The following is a 15,378-nucleotide window of genomic DNA, read 5'->3' on the forward strand; positions in this document are numbered from 1 at the left end:
GATAGAGACCCATGTTCAAGTACCTGTTTGACATCGTGCATGGCACCTACACCCAGCTTCGCAGCTTGGTGATGGTGTTTGGCCATGCCTTCCGCAAGCGTGACACGCTGCAATACCCGGAAGAACCGGTCTATCTGCCACCGCGTTACCGTGGCCGAATTGTCCTGACCCGCGACCCGGACGGCGAAGAGCGTTGTGTAGCCTGTAACCTGTGCGCCGTAGCGTGCCCGGTGGGCTGCATCTCGCTGCAAAAAGCCGAAACCGAGGATGGCCGCTGGTACCCGGAGTTCTTCCGCATCAACTTCTCACGCTGCATTTTCTGCGGTCTGTGTGAGGAAGCCTGCCCGACCACCGCGATCCAGCTGACACCGGATTTCGAAATGGCCGAGTTCAAACGTCAGGATCTGGTCTACGAGAAGGAAGATCTGCTGATCTCCGGTCCCGGCAAGAACCCTGATTACAACTTCTATCGTGTTGCGGGTATGGCCGTTGAGGGCAAGCCGAAAGGTGCCGCTCAGAACGAAGCCGAGCCGATCAACGTGAAGAGCTTGCTGCCTTAAGGAAGAACGATGGAATTCGCTTTCTATTTCGCATCGGGTGTCGCTGTCGTGTCCACGCTACGCGTGATCACCAACACCAACCCTGTGCACGCCCTGCTCTACCTGATTATTTCGCTGATTGCCGTGGCGATGACGTTCTTTAGCCTGGGTGCACCGTTTGCTGGTGTGCTCGAAGTGATCGCCTACGCCGGTGCCATCATGGTGCTGTTCGTGTTCGTGGTCATGATGCTCAACCAGGGCCCGGCCTCGGTAACGCAAGAACGCCATTGGCTCAAGCCCGGCATCTGGATCGGACCCAGCATTCTGTCCGCGATCCTGCTAGCCGAACTGCTGTATGTGCTGTTCGCTCACCCAAGCGGTGCAGCCATCGGTCAAACCACCATTGATGCAAAGGCCGTGGGCATCAGCCTGTTCGGCCCGTATCTGCTGGTGGTCGAACTCGCCTCGATGCTGTTGCTTGCTGCAGCTGTGACGGCGTTCCACTTGGGCCGCAACGAGGCGAAGGAGCAATAACATGCCAGGAATACCTCTCGAACATGGTCTCGCGGTTGCGGGCGTCCTGTTCTGCCTCGGTCTCGTTGGCCTGATGGTACGTCGCAACATTCTCTTCGTATTGATGAGTCTGGAAATCATGATGAACGCCGCTGCACTGGCGTTCATCGTTGCCGGTGCACGCTGGGCGCAGCCGGATGGACAGGTCATGTTCATTCTGGTGATCACCCTGGCAGCCGCTGAGGCCAGTATTGGCCTGGCGATCCTGCTGCAGCTGTATCGCCGCTTCCACACGCTTGATATCGATGCTGCCAGTGAGATGCGCGGATGAACCTTCTCTTTCTGACTTTCGTATTCCCCCTGATCGGCTTTTTGCTGCTGTCGTTCTCCCGTGGACGCTTCAGCGAAAACCTCTCGGCCGTGATCGGCGTCGGCTCCATTGGCCTGTCGGCCATCGTGGCCGCGTTTGTGATCTGGCAATTCAATGTGGCACCGCCTGAAGGCGGTCAATTCACGCAAGTGCTGTGGCAGTGGATGTCGGTGGGTGATTTCAAACCCAACTTCGCCCTGCACCTGGACGGCCTGTCCGTGACCATGCTCGGCGTTGTCGTCGGGGTGGGCTTCCTGATCCACGTGTTTGCCTCTTGGTACATGCGCGGTGAAGACGGCTACTCACGCTTCTTCGCCTACACCAACCTGTTTATCGCCAGCATGCTGTTCCTGATCCTGGCCGATAACCTGTTGTTCGTGTATTTCGGCTGGGAAGGCGTAGGCCTGTGCTCCTACCTGTTGATCGGTTTCTACTACAGCAACCGCAACAACGGTAACGCAGCACTTAAAGCCTTCATCGTGACCCGCATCGGCGACGTGTTCCTGGCCATCGGCCTGTTCATCCTGTTCCAACAGTTGGGCACGCTGAACATCCAAGAGCTGCTGGTTCTGGCGCCTCAGAAATTCCAGGCCGGTGACTTCTGGATTGTTCTGGCAACCCTGATGCTGTTGGGCGGCGCAGTCGGTAAATCGGCGCAACTGCCTTTGCAAACCTGGTTGGCAGACGCGATGGCCGGCCCGACACCTGTTTCGGCACTGATCCACGCCGCAACGATGGTAACCGCCGGTGTTTACCTGATTGCACGGACCCACGGTCTGTTCACCCTGGCACCTGAAGTGCTGCACCTGGTCGGCATCGTCGGCGGTGTGACCCTGGTACTGGCGGGCTTCGCGGCACTGGTACAAACCGACATCAAACGCATCCTCGCCTACTCGACCATGAGCCAGATCGGCTACATGTTCCTGGCGCTGGGTGTGGGTGCATGGGACGGCGCAATCTTCCACCTGATGACCCACGCCTTCTTCAAGGCCCTGCTGTTCCTTGCTTCCGGTGCGGTGATTGTTGCCTGCCACCACGAGCAGAACATCTTCAAGATGGGCGGCCTGTGGAAAAAACTGCCATTGGCCTACGCCAGCTTCATCGTCGGGGGTGCCGCCTTGTCGGCCCTGCCATTGCTGACAGCCGGTTTCTACTCCAAGGACGAAATTCTGTGGGAAGCCTTTGCCAGCGGTAACAGCGGCTTGCTGTACGCCGGTCTGGTCGGTGCGTTCATGACCTCGCTGTACACCTTCCGCCTGATCTTCATCACCTTCCATGGTGAAGCCAAGACTGAAGCCCACGCGGGTCACGGCGTTACCTACTGGCTGCCACTGAGCGTGCTGATCGTATTGTCGACCTTCATCGGCGCCATGATCACTCCACCCCTGGCGGGTGTACTGCCACAAAGCGTTGGCCATGCCGGCGGCGAAGCCAAACACAGCCTGGAAATCGCCTCGGGTGCCATCGCCCTGGCCGGTATCCTGCTCGCGGCTCTGCTGTACCTGGGCAAGCGTCGCGTTGTAACCGCAGTCGCCAACAGCGGCATTGGCCGCTTCCTCTCGGCCTGGTGGTTCGCTGCCTGGGGCTTCGATTGGTTGTACGACAAACTGTTCGTCAAACCGTACCTGTTGATCTGCCGCTTGCTGCGCAAAGATCCGCTGGACCAGACCATTGGTTTGATCCCGCAGATGGCCAAGGCCGGGCATAACGCCCTGAGCCGCAGCGAAACCGGTCAACTGCGTTGGTACGCTGCTTCCATGGCCGCCGGTGCTGTACTGGTCATGGGCGCCATCGTACTGGTAGCGGTCTGATATGAACCTTCGACATTGCGAAAGGAATTGAGCCCGTCATGATTCTGCCTTGGCTAATCCTGATCCCCTTTATCGGCGGCCTGCTGTGCTGGCTGGGTGAGCGCTTCGGCCCTACCCTGCCACGCTGGATTGCGTTGCTGACCATGTCACTTGAGCTTGCACTCGGCCTTTGGCTGTGGGCTCACGGCGACTACCACCTGGCACCGAACCCTGGCGCCGACCCAACGTGGGCGCTTGAATTCAAGCACGTCTGGATCGAGCGTTTCGGCATCAGCGTCCATCTGGCACTCGACGGTTTGTCGCTGCTGATGATCCTGCTGACCGGCCTGCTCGGTGTGCTCTCGGTTCTGTGTTCCTGGAAAGAAATTCAGCGCCACGTGGGCTTCTTCCACCTGAACCTGATGTGGATCCTGGGCGGCGTGGTTGGCGTGTTCCTCGCCATCGACCTGTTCATGTTCTTCTTCTTCTGGGAAATGATGCTGGTGCCGATGTACTTCCTCATCGCGCTCTGGGGTCACAGCTCATCCGACGGCAAGAAAACCCGTATCTACGCCGCGACCAAGTTCTTCATCTTCACTCAGGCTTCCGGCCTGATCATGCTGGTGGCGATCCTGGGTCTGGTGCTGGTCAACTTCAATGAAACCGGTGTGCTGACCTTCAGCTATGCCGAGTTGCTGAAAACCAAGATGTCGCTCACCACTGAGTACATCCTGATGCTTGGCTTCTTCATTGCGTTTGCCGTGAAGCTGCCGGTTGTACCGTTCCACTCCTGGTTGCCTGACGCTCACGCCCAGGCACCGACCGCAGGTTCGGTCGACTTGGCCGGTATCCTGTTGAAGACCGCTGCGTATGGTCTGCTGCGTTTTGCCTTGCCGCTGTTCCCGAACGCTTCGGCCGAGTTTGCGCCGATTGCCATGACCCTGGGTCTGATCGGAATTTTCTACGGCGCGTTCCTGGCGTTCGCACAGACAGACATCAAGCGTCTGATCGCCTTCTCCAGCGTTTCGCACATGGGCTTTGTGCTGATCGGCATCTACTCTGGCAGCTTGCTGGCGTTGCAAGGCGCGGTGATCCAGATGCTGGCACACGGTGTTTCGGCAGCCGCGCTGTTTATCCTTAGCGGCCAGTTGTACGAGCGTCTGCACACCCGTGACATGCGTGAAATGGGCGGCTTATGGTCCAAGATCGCGTACCTGCCGGCCATCAGCCTGTTCTTCGCGGCCGCGTCGCTGGGCTTGCCAGGTACCGGTAACTTCGTAGGTGAATTCCTGATCCTGATGGGCTCGTTCGCCAGCTTCCCTTGGGTCACGGCGATCGCCACAACCGGTCTGGTGTTTGGTTCGGTCTACTCGCTGATCATGATTCACCGCGCCTACTTCGGCCCTTCCAAGTCGGACGCTGTTCTGGCCGGCATGGATGCTCGTGAACTGATCATGGTGCTCGGTCTGGCGGTACTGCTGGTGTTTATCGGCGTGTACCCACAACCGTTCCTCGATACCTCTGCTGCGACCATGCATGGCGTGCAGCAATGGCTCGGCACCGCCTTCACTCAACTCGCTTCGGCCCGGTAAGAGCGCTATGGAATTTACGATCCAACACTTTATCGCGCTTGCTCCACTGCTGATTACCAGCCTCACCGTTGTGGTGGTGATGCTGGCAATCGCGTGGCGCCGCAACCACTCACAGACCTTCTTGCTTTCGGTGGCGGGTCTTAACCTGGCATTGCTGTCGATTTTCCCGGCGTTGAAAGTTGCTCCACTGGCTGTCACCCCGCTGTTGATGATGGACAACTTTGCCTATCTGTACACCGGTCTGATCCTGGTCTCGACACTGGCCTGCGTCACCCTCGCCCATGCTTACCTGGGCGAAGGCGGCACCGGCTACCCGGGCAACCGCGAAGAGCTTTACCTGCTGATCCTGCTGGCGGCGGCTGGCGGTATCGTGCTGGTGAGCGCGCAACACCTGGCGGGCTTGTTCATCGGCCTGGAGTTGCTCTCGGTTCCGGTTTACGGCCTGGTGGCTTACGCCTTCTTCAACAAGCGTTCGCTGGAAGCCGGCATCAAGTACATGGTGCTGTCGGCTGCCGGTTCTGCGTTCCTGCTGTTCGGTATGGCCCTGCTGTACGCCGAAGCCGGTAGCCTGAGCTTCAGCGGTATCGGCCACGCCCTGGCGTCGACTGGCGCTCCAAGCGCCATCGCACAGCTGGGTCTGGGCATGATGCTGGTGGGTCTGGCCTTTAAACTGTCGCTGGTACCGTTCCACCTCTGGACTCCAGACGTGTACGAAGGTGCTCCGGCGCCTGTGGCGGCTTTCTTGGCCACCGCTTCGAAAGTGGCTGTGTTTGCCGTCATCGTGCGTTTGTTCCAGATCTCCCCGGCGGCGACTACCGGTGTGATGAGCGACGTACTGACCGTGATCGCGATTGCTTCGATCCTGTTCGGTAACCTGCTGGCCCTGACCCAAAACAACCTCAAGCGTCTGCTGGGTTTCTCGTCCATCGCCCACTTTGGCTACCTGCTGATCGCCCTGATTGCGAGCAAAGGCATGGCCGTTGAAGCGATTGGCGTGTACCTGATCACTTACGTGCTCACCAGCCTCGGTGCGTTCGGCGTCATTACCCTGATGTCGTCGCCGTACAAAGGCCGTGACGCAGACGCACTGTACGAGTACCGCGGCCTGTTCTGGCGCCGTCCGTACATGACCGCCGTACTGACCGTGATGATGCTGTCCCTGGCCGGTATTCCGCTGACCGCAGGCTTCATCGGCAAGTTCTACATCATCGCCACCGGCGTTGAGGCACACCAATGGTGGCTGGTCGGTTCCCTGATCCTGGGTAGCGCCATTGGCGTGTTCTACTACCTGCGCGTGATGGTGACCCTGTATCTGGTAGAGCCAAAACTGCATCGCCACGACGCACCGCTGAACTGGGAGCAGAAGGCAGGCGGCGTGATGCTGCTGGCGGTTTCGATTCTGGTGTTCGTACTGGGTGTGTACCCACAACCGATGCTGGAACTGGTGCAACACGCAACGCTGTACCTGAATGGCTAAGCGATAAACAGCTGTACCTGATGCCCCGTGAAGGCCTGACCTTCACGGGGTATTTTTTTGGGTTGGATTTGAACCCTGCCCCCCCTGCAGGAGCAAGCTCGCTCCTTCGGTTTAGGTGGATCTGTGATTGTCTGACAGTTGCGAGTGATTCCGGGCTTGTATAGGCTGGCGCGCCGCCCGCCCACCGACCTGGAATGCCTGTTCATGCGATCTGCCCTGTCTTCGTTGCTGCCCTTGGCGCTTGTCTGCGCTGTCCCCGCCTCTGCTGGCCCGCTGGAGCTGGGTGAGGTTCAGGTGCGCAGCGAGGAAAGCAGCGAGCTGGAAGTCGTTCAGGCCGCATTGAATCAGGTGCCAGGCGCCAGCAATCTGATCGACATGAACACGGTCGAGCATGGCCGCGTGGCGAGCAACAGCGATGTGCTGGCCTATCAGCCCGGTGTGTATGCACAGTCGGGTGGTAATGAGGGGACCAAAGTGTCGGTGCGCGGCTCGGGTATCAATCGCGCTCCCGGCGCTCACGGCTCAGGCCTGTACGTGATGTTCGACGGCCTGCCGCTGACCGGTCCCGGCGGCACGCCTTACGAGTTGTTTGAGCCGCTGTGGCTGAGCCGCGCCGAGGTGTTGCGCGGTGCCAATGGTTTTGAGACCGGTGCGCTGGCCTTGGGCGGCTCGATCAATTACGTGACCCATACCGGTTACGACGCCGCACCGCTGCAAGTGCGCTACGAGGCTGGCAGCTATGGCTACCAAAAGCGTCAGATCAGTTCAGGGCAAGTCGTGGGCGACCTTGATTACTATGTGTCGCTGACCGATGCCGAAACCAACGGTTATCAGGATCACACTTCAGGCAACAGCAAAGGCATCGCGGCCAATGTCGGTTACCGCTTCAGCCCGCAACTGGAAACACGCTTTTACCTGCGCTACCGCGAGACCGATAACGAACTCGCTGGCCGAGTCACCCAAGAGCAGATCAAACATCACCCACGCTCCGCCAACCCGGCGTATGTAAGCGGCGACTATACCCGCCCGCAACCCGGCAGCACGTGGCTGGGCAACAAAACCACCCTGTACCTGGACGACGACTCCCAAGTGGAAGTCGGACTGGTGTACCACGACTACCCAATGGACCTGCGCGAGGGGCCCAATCGGCTGAAAGTCGCCTACACCGACGTCAGCGGCACCCTGAACTACACACGTCGCGACACTCTGTTTGGCCTGCAAAGCAAAACCACCCTGGGCTTGCGTACCACCAAACACCTGCCCAACAGCGGCGCTTCGGAGTACGTGCGCATCCCGCGTGGCAACACCGCCACGTATGCGCCGGGCACCAAAATGCGCGATTTCAGCTATCAGGGTTCAGACACCGCGCTGCACGCCAGCAATGATCTGGAATTGATCCCTGACCTGTGGCTGACCACCGGCATGGCGCTGATCTATACCCGCCGCGAAAGCGAGGTGAGCTACCCCGAGAGCGGCGCAAAAGTCAGCCAGCATGATTGGGACTACGCACCACGTGTCGGCTTGCGCTATGAGTTCAACCCGCACCTGCAGGTGTACGGCAACCTCAGTCGCTCGGTCGAACCGCCACACCCTTGGTCGATGATCTGGAGCTCGCCGTACGTGTTCCCGGTCGGCAGCGGCCCGGCCACCGGGCGTCAAAGCACACCGATTGCGATGAAGAACCAAACCGCTACCACCCTTGAGCTGGGCACACGCGGTGATTCATGGCTAGGCCAGTGGGACCTGGCCTGGTACTACTCGGCGGTGCGCCATGAATTGCTCACCGTTGAACTGCAAGCCGCGACCGCCGATCTGGCACCGATAGTTGGCGAGTCCAACGCCAGCCCCACCGTGCACCAAGGCATCGAGGCAGGACTCAACAGTCGGTTATGGGAGCGCGACGGCGTGGGGACAGTGTCGTTGCGTCAGGCCTACACCTTCAGCGACTTCCATTACCGCGATGACTCGCGTTTTGGCGACAACCGCTTGCCGGGTATTCCACAGCATTACTATCAGGCGCAAATCCGTTACGACCACCCACAAGGGTTCTATGCCGGGGTCAACACCCAAGTGGCCTCACGCATGGCAGTGGATTACGCCAACTCGTATTACTCGTCGTCCTACATGCTCTGGGGCGCAACAGTGGGTTATGCCTCGCCTAAACAAGACTGGCAGACCTGGCTTGACCTGCGCAACCTGACCGGTGAACGCTACGCTGCCACTATTACACCGGGCTACGACGACAAAGGGCTGGATGCCGCACGCTCCACCCCCGGCGAAGGCATGGGTGCCTACGTCGGGGTTTCGTATAGCTTGCGTTAATCGGTTTGCGGGAAATCGGCCGGTAGCCGCACTTTACGTCGAGTGCCGCCGAACAGCCCCCAACTCGACAGGAACAGGGCGGCAATCAAGGGGCCGATCACAAAGCCATTGAGGCCAAAGATGGCCATACCGCCCAGGGTCGAGATGAGGATCAGGAAGTCCGGCATTTTGGTGTCTTTGCCCACCAGAATCGGGCGCAGTACGTTGTCGACCATACCGATGACAAACACGCCGTACAGCGCCAGCACCACACCCTGCCAGACCATGCCGGTGGCCAGGAAGTAAACCGCTACCGGTGCCCAGACAATGCCAGCCCCCACAGCGGGCAACAACGACAGGAACATCATTAGCACCGCCCAGAACAGCGAGCTCTGGATGCCGAGTATCCAGAAAATCAACCCGCCCAGCGCACCTTGTACGACTGCGACCGCCAGATTGCCTTTGACGGAAGCCCTGACCACGCGGCGCAGTTTAATTTGCAGCAAGCGCTTATGCTGTTCTGCCATGGGCACGGCGTTACGGATCATGCGCACCATGAACTGTCCGTCACGGATAAAGAAGTACAACAGGTAGAGCATGATGAAAAAGCTCACCACCAGCTCAAAGGTGCTTTGGCCGAAGTTGAACACTTGTGTGGCAAAGAACTGACTGCCTTCAAGGGCGCCCTTGGCAATTTTGTCGCTGACGCCGTCGATACTGCTGAGCCCCAACTGGTCAAGCCACTGCTGGAGTTGTCGCGGCATAATACTTTCAAGTTGCGTCACGTAATTGGCGACGTTGATCTTGCCGCTTTGCACATCGCTGTAGAGTGTCGCCACTTCTTGCACCAGCAAGATCGTGGTGAAAATCACGGGCAATATCGCGATCAGGGTGCACGTGGTCAAGGTTGTGAAGGTGGCCAGGTTACGTCGGCCTTTGAATTTCAGCACCAGTTTGCGCTGCAGGGGCGCAAACAGAATGCCCAGCGCCACCGCCCAAAAAATCGCCCCGTAAAACGGTAGCAAGATCCAGATAAAGGAAATCGTCACGAAGGCCAGCAGTAAAATCAGGGTTTTGCGTTGCAAGCTTGTTTCGTTCATAGGCCTTCCATGTCTTAAGTAGACCTGTAGTCGCTGCCGAAGGCTGCGATAAGGGCCGCAGGACCTTCGCTGTTGACTTCAAAGGTGTGAGCCGCCGCAGCCCATCGCAGCCTTCGGCAGCGACTACAGGTGCAGTTCTTCAGCCCTGAGCCTCTGCCTCTTCATGGGCATGGCGCAGGCGTTCGCGGCTGTTGGTCAGATGCAGGCGCATGGCTGCGCGGGCGGCATCCGAGTCCTGCCGGGCAATGGCAGCATAGATCTCTTCGTGTTCGCGGCTCAGACGGCTCATGTAGTGCTGCTGGTCGTCATGGGCAAGACTCGCGGAGTTCAGCCGGGTGCGCGGAATAATGCTGGTGCCCAGGTGATTCATGATGTCAGTGAAGTAGCGGTTGCCCGTCGACAGCGCGATCTGCAAGTGAAACTGGAAGTCAGACGCCACTGCATCACCGTTACGCGCGGTGTTTTCGTTCAGGGCATCCAGAGCAGCGCGCATCGCGGCCAATTGCTCGCAACTGCGGCGTTGCGCAGCCAGACCGGCCGACTCGACTTCCAGGCTGATGCGCAATTCCAAAATCGCCAGCACGTCACGCAACGTGACCACTGTTGCCGGGTCGATGCGAAAACCGCTGGGGCTCGGGGTGTCCAGCACAAAGGTGCCGATGCCGTGCCGGGTCTCGACCTGCCCCGCCGCCTGCAAACGGGATATGGCTTCACGCACCACGGTGCGGCTTACGCCATGTGCTTCCATGATCGCGGACTCGGTGGGCAGTTTGTCGCCGCGCTTGAGCAAACCGTCGCGAATCTGCTCGGACAACACCGTCACCAACTCCTGCGCGAGGCTACGGCGTTTGCGAGGAAGGCGGGGAACGTCGGTCGGTTTTTCCATGGTAAACATTGATCTCAGGTTCAAGGGCGCGGACTGCTAATCCCCGCATGATAGCTCATGCTGGTTGTACGATCACTAATCGACCCTGCGATCATCCTCCCTTCCCCCTGACGAAACCCTGAATTGTTTGCTTGGCCCTGGATTGACAAAGCCTTGGGAAGGTGTAAATAATCCGCCAAAGTTGTACGACAACGGATAACAAAACAATAATAACCAGGGAGCTTCCGTATGACCGCATTCATCTGCGCCTCCTCTTCTGTCACGCCCCCCGAACACGCCTGTCGAGCCCGATCCCCCAAGGGTCGATCGCCTGCCTCATTTGCTGAACCACTTTACGCAGCAAATGGCTCACTCGCCTCAGCGGCTTGAGCCTGCGCCCTGACATCAGGGCACCACACACCGCCTTCCATTTGCTGGCCGCTTATGTCGGTCATGGGAGGACGGATTTGTCAAAAATGGGAGCACAACAATAATGAGATCTCAAAACACCCGTTCATTGATTCTTATGGGCCTTGGCAGCATGAGTCTGTCGCTGCCGTTGACGGGCATGGCTGAAGGGTTTATCGATGACACCAAAGCCACCCTCATGCTGCGCAACGCTTACATCAATCGCAATTTTACCAACCCGGACTACCCCAACAGCCGTGCCCCCCAAAGCAAGGCTGAGGAATGGACGCAGAACTTCATTCTCGACGTCAAATCCGGTTTTACCCAAGGCACCGTCGGTTTCGGCGTCGATGTGCTGGGCATGTACTCACAAAAGCTTGATGGCGGCAAAGGCACCGCAGGCACTCAACTGCTGCCCACCCACAGCGACGGTGAACCGGCTGACAACTTCGGGCGCCTGGGCGTCGCAGCCAAAGCCAAATTTTCTAACACTGAATTAAAAGTGGGCGAATGGATGCCTGTGCTGCCGATCTTACGGTCGGACGATGGCCGCTCCCTGCCACAAACTTTCCGTGGCGCCCAGATCACCTCCAAGGAAATCGCGGGCCTTAATCTTTACGGCGGCCAGTTCCGCGCCAACAGCCCGCGTAACGATGCGAGCATGGAAGACATGTCGCTCAACGGTAAAGGCGCGTTTACCTCTGACCGTTTCAACTTTGCCGGTGGTGATTACACCTTCAATGAAAAACGCACCCAAGTGGGCCTGTGGTACGCAGAGCTGGAAAATATCTACCAGCAACAATTCGTTAACGTGATTCACAGCCAGCCGATAGGCGATGTCACGCTGGGTGCGAACCTGGGTTATTTCTGGGGCAAGGAAGACGGCAGTAAACGAGCCGGCGATCTGGACAACAAAACCGCTTCTGCACTGTTCTCCGCCAAGTACAAAGGCAACACCTTATATGTTGGCCTGCAAAAAGTCAGCGGCGACGATGGCTGGTTCCGCGTCAACGGCACCAGTGGCGGGACCCTGGCCAACGACAGCTACAACTCCAGCTATGACCTGGCCAAAGAACGCTCCTGGCAACTGCGTCACGACCTGGATTTCGCGGTACTTGGCGTGCCCGGCCTGACCATGATGAACCGCTACATCAGCGGCGATAACATCCATACCGCCACCGTCAACAACGGCAAGGAATGGGGCCGCGAATCTGAACTGGCCTACACCGTGCAAAGCGGCACGCTCAAGGATCTGACTGTGCGCTGGCGCAACGCGTCCATTCGCCGCGACTACAGTGCCAACGAGTTTGACGAAAACCGTATTTTCATCACCTACCCGCTGTCGTTGTTGTAACACCGACCACCCCTGAGGGAGCTGGCTTGCCAGCGATGCAAACCATGCGGTCTTGCTCGCAGACCGCGCAGATACCATCGCAGGCAAGCCAGCTCCCACAATCGACTCAGTGCTCACTTAAAGAAATGATGGCACATCGCTAAAGTTTGCCGAATCGTGCATTGACAACACTGAGCATGCCTGTGAATAATCCGAACCAAGTCATACGACAACAGATGACATAAATAAGAAATGCAGGGACTCTTGATGACACACACTCCTACTGTCCAAACCCCCTTCAATCGCCTTCTTCTTACCGGGGCCGCGGGTGGTTTGGGGAAGGTGCTGCGCGAAAGCCTCAAGCCTTATGCCAAGGTTCTGCGCCTCTCTGATATCGCGCCAATGGCGCCTGCTGTCGACAGCAGCGAAGAAGTCCAGACATGCGACCTCGCCGACAAACACGCCGTGCACCAACTGGTCGAAGGCGTAGACGCCATTGTGCATTTAGGCGGTGTTTCGGTAGAGCGTCCCTTTGAAGAAATCCTCGGCCCGAACATCAGCGGCATATTCCACATCTACGAAGCCGCACGCCGCCATGGCGTGAAGCGCGTCATTTTCGCCAGCTCCAATCATGTGATCGGCTTTTATAAACAAGATCAGAAGCTTGATGCCCACTCCCTGCGCCGCCCTGATGGCTACTACGGGCTGTCGAAGTCTTACGGCGAAGACATGGCGACCTTCTACTTCGACCGTTATGGCATCGAAACCGTCAGCATCCGCATCGGTTCTTCATTCCCGGAACCGCAAAACCGCCGAATGATGAGCACCTGGCTGAGCTTCGCCGACCTCACACAATTGCTCGAGCGCTCGCTGTACACGCCGAATGTGGGCCATACGGTGGTCTACGGTGCTTCAAACAATTTGAACGTGTGGTGGGACAACCGCTTTGCAGCCCATTTAGGTTTCGCCCCCAAAGACACCTCCGAAGTGTTCCGCGACAAGATTGAAGCCCAGCCCAGACCCGCCGCCAATGATCCAGCAATGGTTTACCAAGGCGGTGCGTTTGTAGCAGCGGGTCCGTTTGACGACGAATAAACGGGCTGTGCATCCAATAAGAACAACCGCCACAGAGATCAAGCCGCATGACTGCCGAACTGATTCTCGATGCACGCAATGCCACCGGCGAGAGCCCGGTCTGGAGTGCCGCAGAGCAAGCGCTGTACTGGGTTGATATCCCGGCAAAGCGCCTGCATCGCTGGAATTTGGCTGATGGCCACAGCCAAAGCTGGGAAGCCCCGCAGATGCTCGCGTGCATTGCTCGCAGCAGCGATGGCAACTGGATTGGCGGCATGGAAAGCGGCGTGTTCGCCCTCACCCCCCAAGCCGATGGCCGCTTGACCACTAGGCTGCTGAGCAGCGTGGCGCACGCACAACCCGGTATGCGTTTCAATGATGGCCGCTGTGATCGTCAGGGTCGTTTCTGGGCCGGGACCATGCTTCTGGACATGTCGGCAGGTGCGCCGGTGGGCGCGATGTACCGCTACAGCGCCAGCCAGGATGCCACCCTCAACCCGCAGATCAACGGATTTATCGTGCCTAACGGCCTGGCGTTCAGCCCGGACGGGCGGACGATGTACCTGTCGGACTCGCACCCCGACGTGCAAAAAATCTGGGCTTTCGATTACGACATCGATACAGCCACCCCGCACAACCGTCGTCTGTTTGTCGACATGACGCAACACCCCGGCCGGCCGGATGGCGCCGCCGTCGACGCAGAGGGTTGCTACTGGATTTGCGGCAACGATGCAGGCCAGATCCATCGGTTTACCCCCGATGGCAAACTCGACCGCTCGCTGGCCGTGCCGGTCAAAAAACCGGCGATGTGCGCCTTTGGCGGGCCAGATCTGGACACGCTGTTTGTGACCTCGATTCGCCCAGCGGGCGACATCAGCGACCAACCTTTGGCGGGCGGCGTGTTTGCCCTGAACCCCGGCGTTAAAGGGCTGACGGAGCCCACGTTGAAAAGCTGAGCGTTTTACCCCTGCTGATCCAAGACCTTTAAATAAAAAAAACAATATGTGGAGTGACCCATGGATTTCAAACGCACCTTACTCATCGCCGCATTGCCGCTGGCTTTTTGCCTCTCAGGCGTCGCCCAGGCAGAAATCAAAATCAAATTCGCCGAAGTTCACCCCGCTGGTTATCCGCCTGTGGTGGCTGAACAAGAGATGGGCAAAAAGCTCCAGGCTCAAAGCAACGGTGATATTTCCTTCAAGATGTTTGCCGGTGGCGTGTTGGGTTCCGAGAAAGAAGTGGTCGAGCAGTTGCAGTCGGGCGCCGTGCAGATGACCCGCGTCAGCCTCGGCATCCTCGGCCCTGTGGTGCCGGAAACCAACGCGTTTAATCTGCCATTCGTGTTCCGCGATCAGGCGCACATGCGCAAAATCATCGACGGCGAAATCGGCCAGGAGATGCTCGACAAGATCACCAACTCCGACTTCAACATGGTCGCCCTGGCCTGGATGGATGGCGGCACCCGCAACCTCTATACCAAAAAACCAGTGCGCCAGCTTGCCGACCTCAAAGGCATGAAAATCCGCGTACAAGGCAACCCGGTGTTTATCGACACCATCAATGACATGGGTGGCAACGGGATTGCCATGGCCACGGGCGAGATTTTCAGTGCCCTGCAAACCGGTGTGATTGACGGCGCCGAAAACAACCCGCCGACCTTCCTTGAACATAACCACTACCAGAACGCCAAATACTTCACCTGGACCGATCACCTGATCCTGCCGGAACCGATCGTGATCGCCAAAACCACCTGGAACAAGCTCAGCCCGGAGCAACAGGCACTGGTGCAAAAACTGGCGCGTGAAGCGCAGATGGAAGAGCGCGTGATCTGGGACAAAAAATCGGACGAAAGCGTCGCCAAGCTCACGAAAGATGGGGTTGAGTTCATCACCCTCACCCCGGAACAGAAAAAAGCGTTCTACGAGGCCACTCAGCCAGTGCGTGACAAATACGGCGCGGACTACAAAGAGCTGATCTCGCGTATCGAAGCCGTTCAATAAGCCTGTCCGATAACGC

The 15,378-nt window shown here is 58.3% G+C and carries 13 protein-coding genes; 11 read left to right on the forward strand and 2 right to left on the reverse strand.

Annotated elements, in window-relative coordinates; all coding sequences use genetic code 11:
* Window positions 1-11: 11 nt before the first annotated feature.
* From nuoI to ACIQYF_RS07610, 7 genes are all read left to right on the forward strand, one after another.
* A complete protein-coding gene (gene nuoI, locus ACIQYF_RS07580; RefSeq protein ID WP_016780194.1) occupies window positions 12-560 on the forward strand; it encodes an NADH-quinone oxidoreductase subunit NuoI in 549 nt (182 codons plus the stop codon).
* A gap of 9 nt (window positions 561-569) precedes the next feature.
* Entirely contained in the window at window positions 570-1,073 is a 504-nt protein-coding gene (nuoJ, locus tag ACIQYF_RS07585; RefSeq protein WP_402858936.1) for an NADH-quinone oxidoreductase subunit J, read from the forward strand.
* A 1-nt stretch (window position 1,074) separates the two neighbouring features.
* Entirely contained in the window at window positions 1,075-1,383 is a 309-nt protein-coding gene (gene nuoK / locus ACIQYF_RS07590; RefSeq protein WP_003446970.1) for an NADH-quinone oxidoreductase subunit NuoK, read from the forward strand.
* Window positions 1,380-3,233, forward strand: coding sequence for an NADH-quinone oxidoreductase subunit L (nuoL, locus tag ACIQYF_RS07595; RefSeq protein ID WP_402858941.1), 1,854 nt, complete (start codon window positions 1,380-1,382; stop codon window positions 3,231-3,233). The genes nuoK and nuoL overlap by 4 nt, the downstream gene beginning before the upstream one ends.
* A gap of 38 nt (window positions 3,234-3,271) precedes the next feature.
* Window positions 3,272-4,804 (forward strand): NADH-quinone oxidoreductase subunit M, encoded by a 1,533-nt coding sequence (gene nuoM / locus ACIQYF_RS07600; RefSeq protein ID WP_402858944.1) that lies wholly within the window; start codon window positions 3,272-3,274, stop codon window positions 4,802-4,804.
* A gap of 7 nt (window positions 4,805-4,811) precedes the next feature.
* A complete protein-coding gene (gene nuoN / locus ACIQYF_RS07605; RefSeq protein WP_402858947.1) occupies window positions 4,812-6,281 on the forward strand; it encodes an NADH-quinone oxidoreductase subunit NuoN in 1,470 nt (489 codons plus the stop codon).
* Window positions 6,282-6,485: 204 nt separating this feature from the next.
* Entirely contained in the window at window positions 6,486-8,603 is a 2,118-nt protein-coding gene (locus tag ACIQYF_RS07610) for a TonB-dependent receptor family protein (RefSeq protein WP_402858950.1), read from the forward strand.
* On the opposite strand, the gene ACIQYF_RS07615 is transcribed toward ACIQYF_RS07610, so the two are convergent.
* Together ACIQYF_RS07615 and ACIQYF_RS07620 are read right to left on the reverse strand one after the other, a co-directional pair.
* The gene (locus tag ACIQYF_RS07615; protein WP_402858953.1) at window positions 8,600-9,682 is read right to left on the reverse strand and encodes an AI-2E family transporter; all 1,083 of its coding nucleotides are present in this window, start codon (window positions 9,680-9,682) and stop codon (window positions 8,600-8,602) included. The genes ACIQYF_RS07610 and ACIQYF_RS07615 overlap by 4 nt on opposite strands.
* Before the next feature lie 139 nt (window positions 9,683-9,821).
* The gene (locus tag ACIQYF_RS07620; RefSeq protein ID WP_402858956.1) at window positions 9,822-10,568 is read right to left on the reverse strand and encodes a FadR/GntR family transcriptional regulator; all 747 of its coding nucleotides are present in this window, start codon (window positions 10,566-10,568) and stop codon (window positions 9,822-9,824) included.
* A gap of 472 nt (window positions 10,569-11,040) precedes the next feature.
* Here ACIQYF_RS07620 and ACIQYF_RS07625 point away from each other — a divergent pair, with 472 nt between their 5' ends.
* The 4 genes from ACIQYF_RS07625 to ACIQYF_RS07640 all read left to right on the forward strand — a co-directional run bounded on the left by ACIQYF_RS07625 (window position 11,041) and on the right by ACIQYF_RS07640 (window position 15,362).
* A complete protein-coding gene (locus ACIQYF_RS07625; RefSeq protein ID WP_402858959.1) occupies window positions 11,041-12,309 on the forward strand; it encodes an OprD family porin in 1,269 nt (422 codons plus the stop codon).
* Window positions 12,310-12,555: 246 nt separating this feature from the next.
* On the forward strand, window positions 12,556-13,383 hold the full coding sequence (locus tag ACIQYF_RS07630) for an NAD-dependent epimerase/dehydratase family protein (protein ID WP_402858962.1): 828 nt from the start codon (window positions 12,556-12,558) through the stop codon (window positions 13,381-13,383).
* 47 nt (window positions 13,384-13,430) lie between these two features.
* Window positions 13,431-14,318: an SMP-30/gluconolactonase/LRE family protein gene (locus tag ACIQYF_RS07635; RefSeq protein WP_402858965.1), complete on the forward strand. Its 888-nt coding sequence runs from the start codon at window positions 13,431-13,433 to the stop codon at window positions 14,316-14,318.
* A 60-nt stretch (window positions 14,319-14,378) separates the two neighbouring features.
* Entirely contained in the window at window positions 14,379-15,362 is a 984-nt protein-coding gene (locus ACIQYF_RS07640; protein WP_402858968.1) for a TRAP transporter substrate-binding protein, read from the forward strand.
* Window positions 15,363-15,378 lie beyond the last annotated feature (16 nt).

The organism is Pseudomonas sp. NPDC096917, assembly GCF_044762555.1.
In the GTDB taxonomy this organism is placed as follows: Bacteria; Pseudomonadota; Gammaproteobacteria; order Pseudomonadales; family Pseudomonadaceae; genus Aquipseudomonas.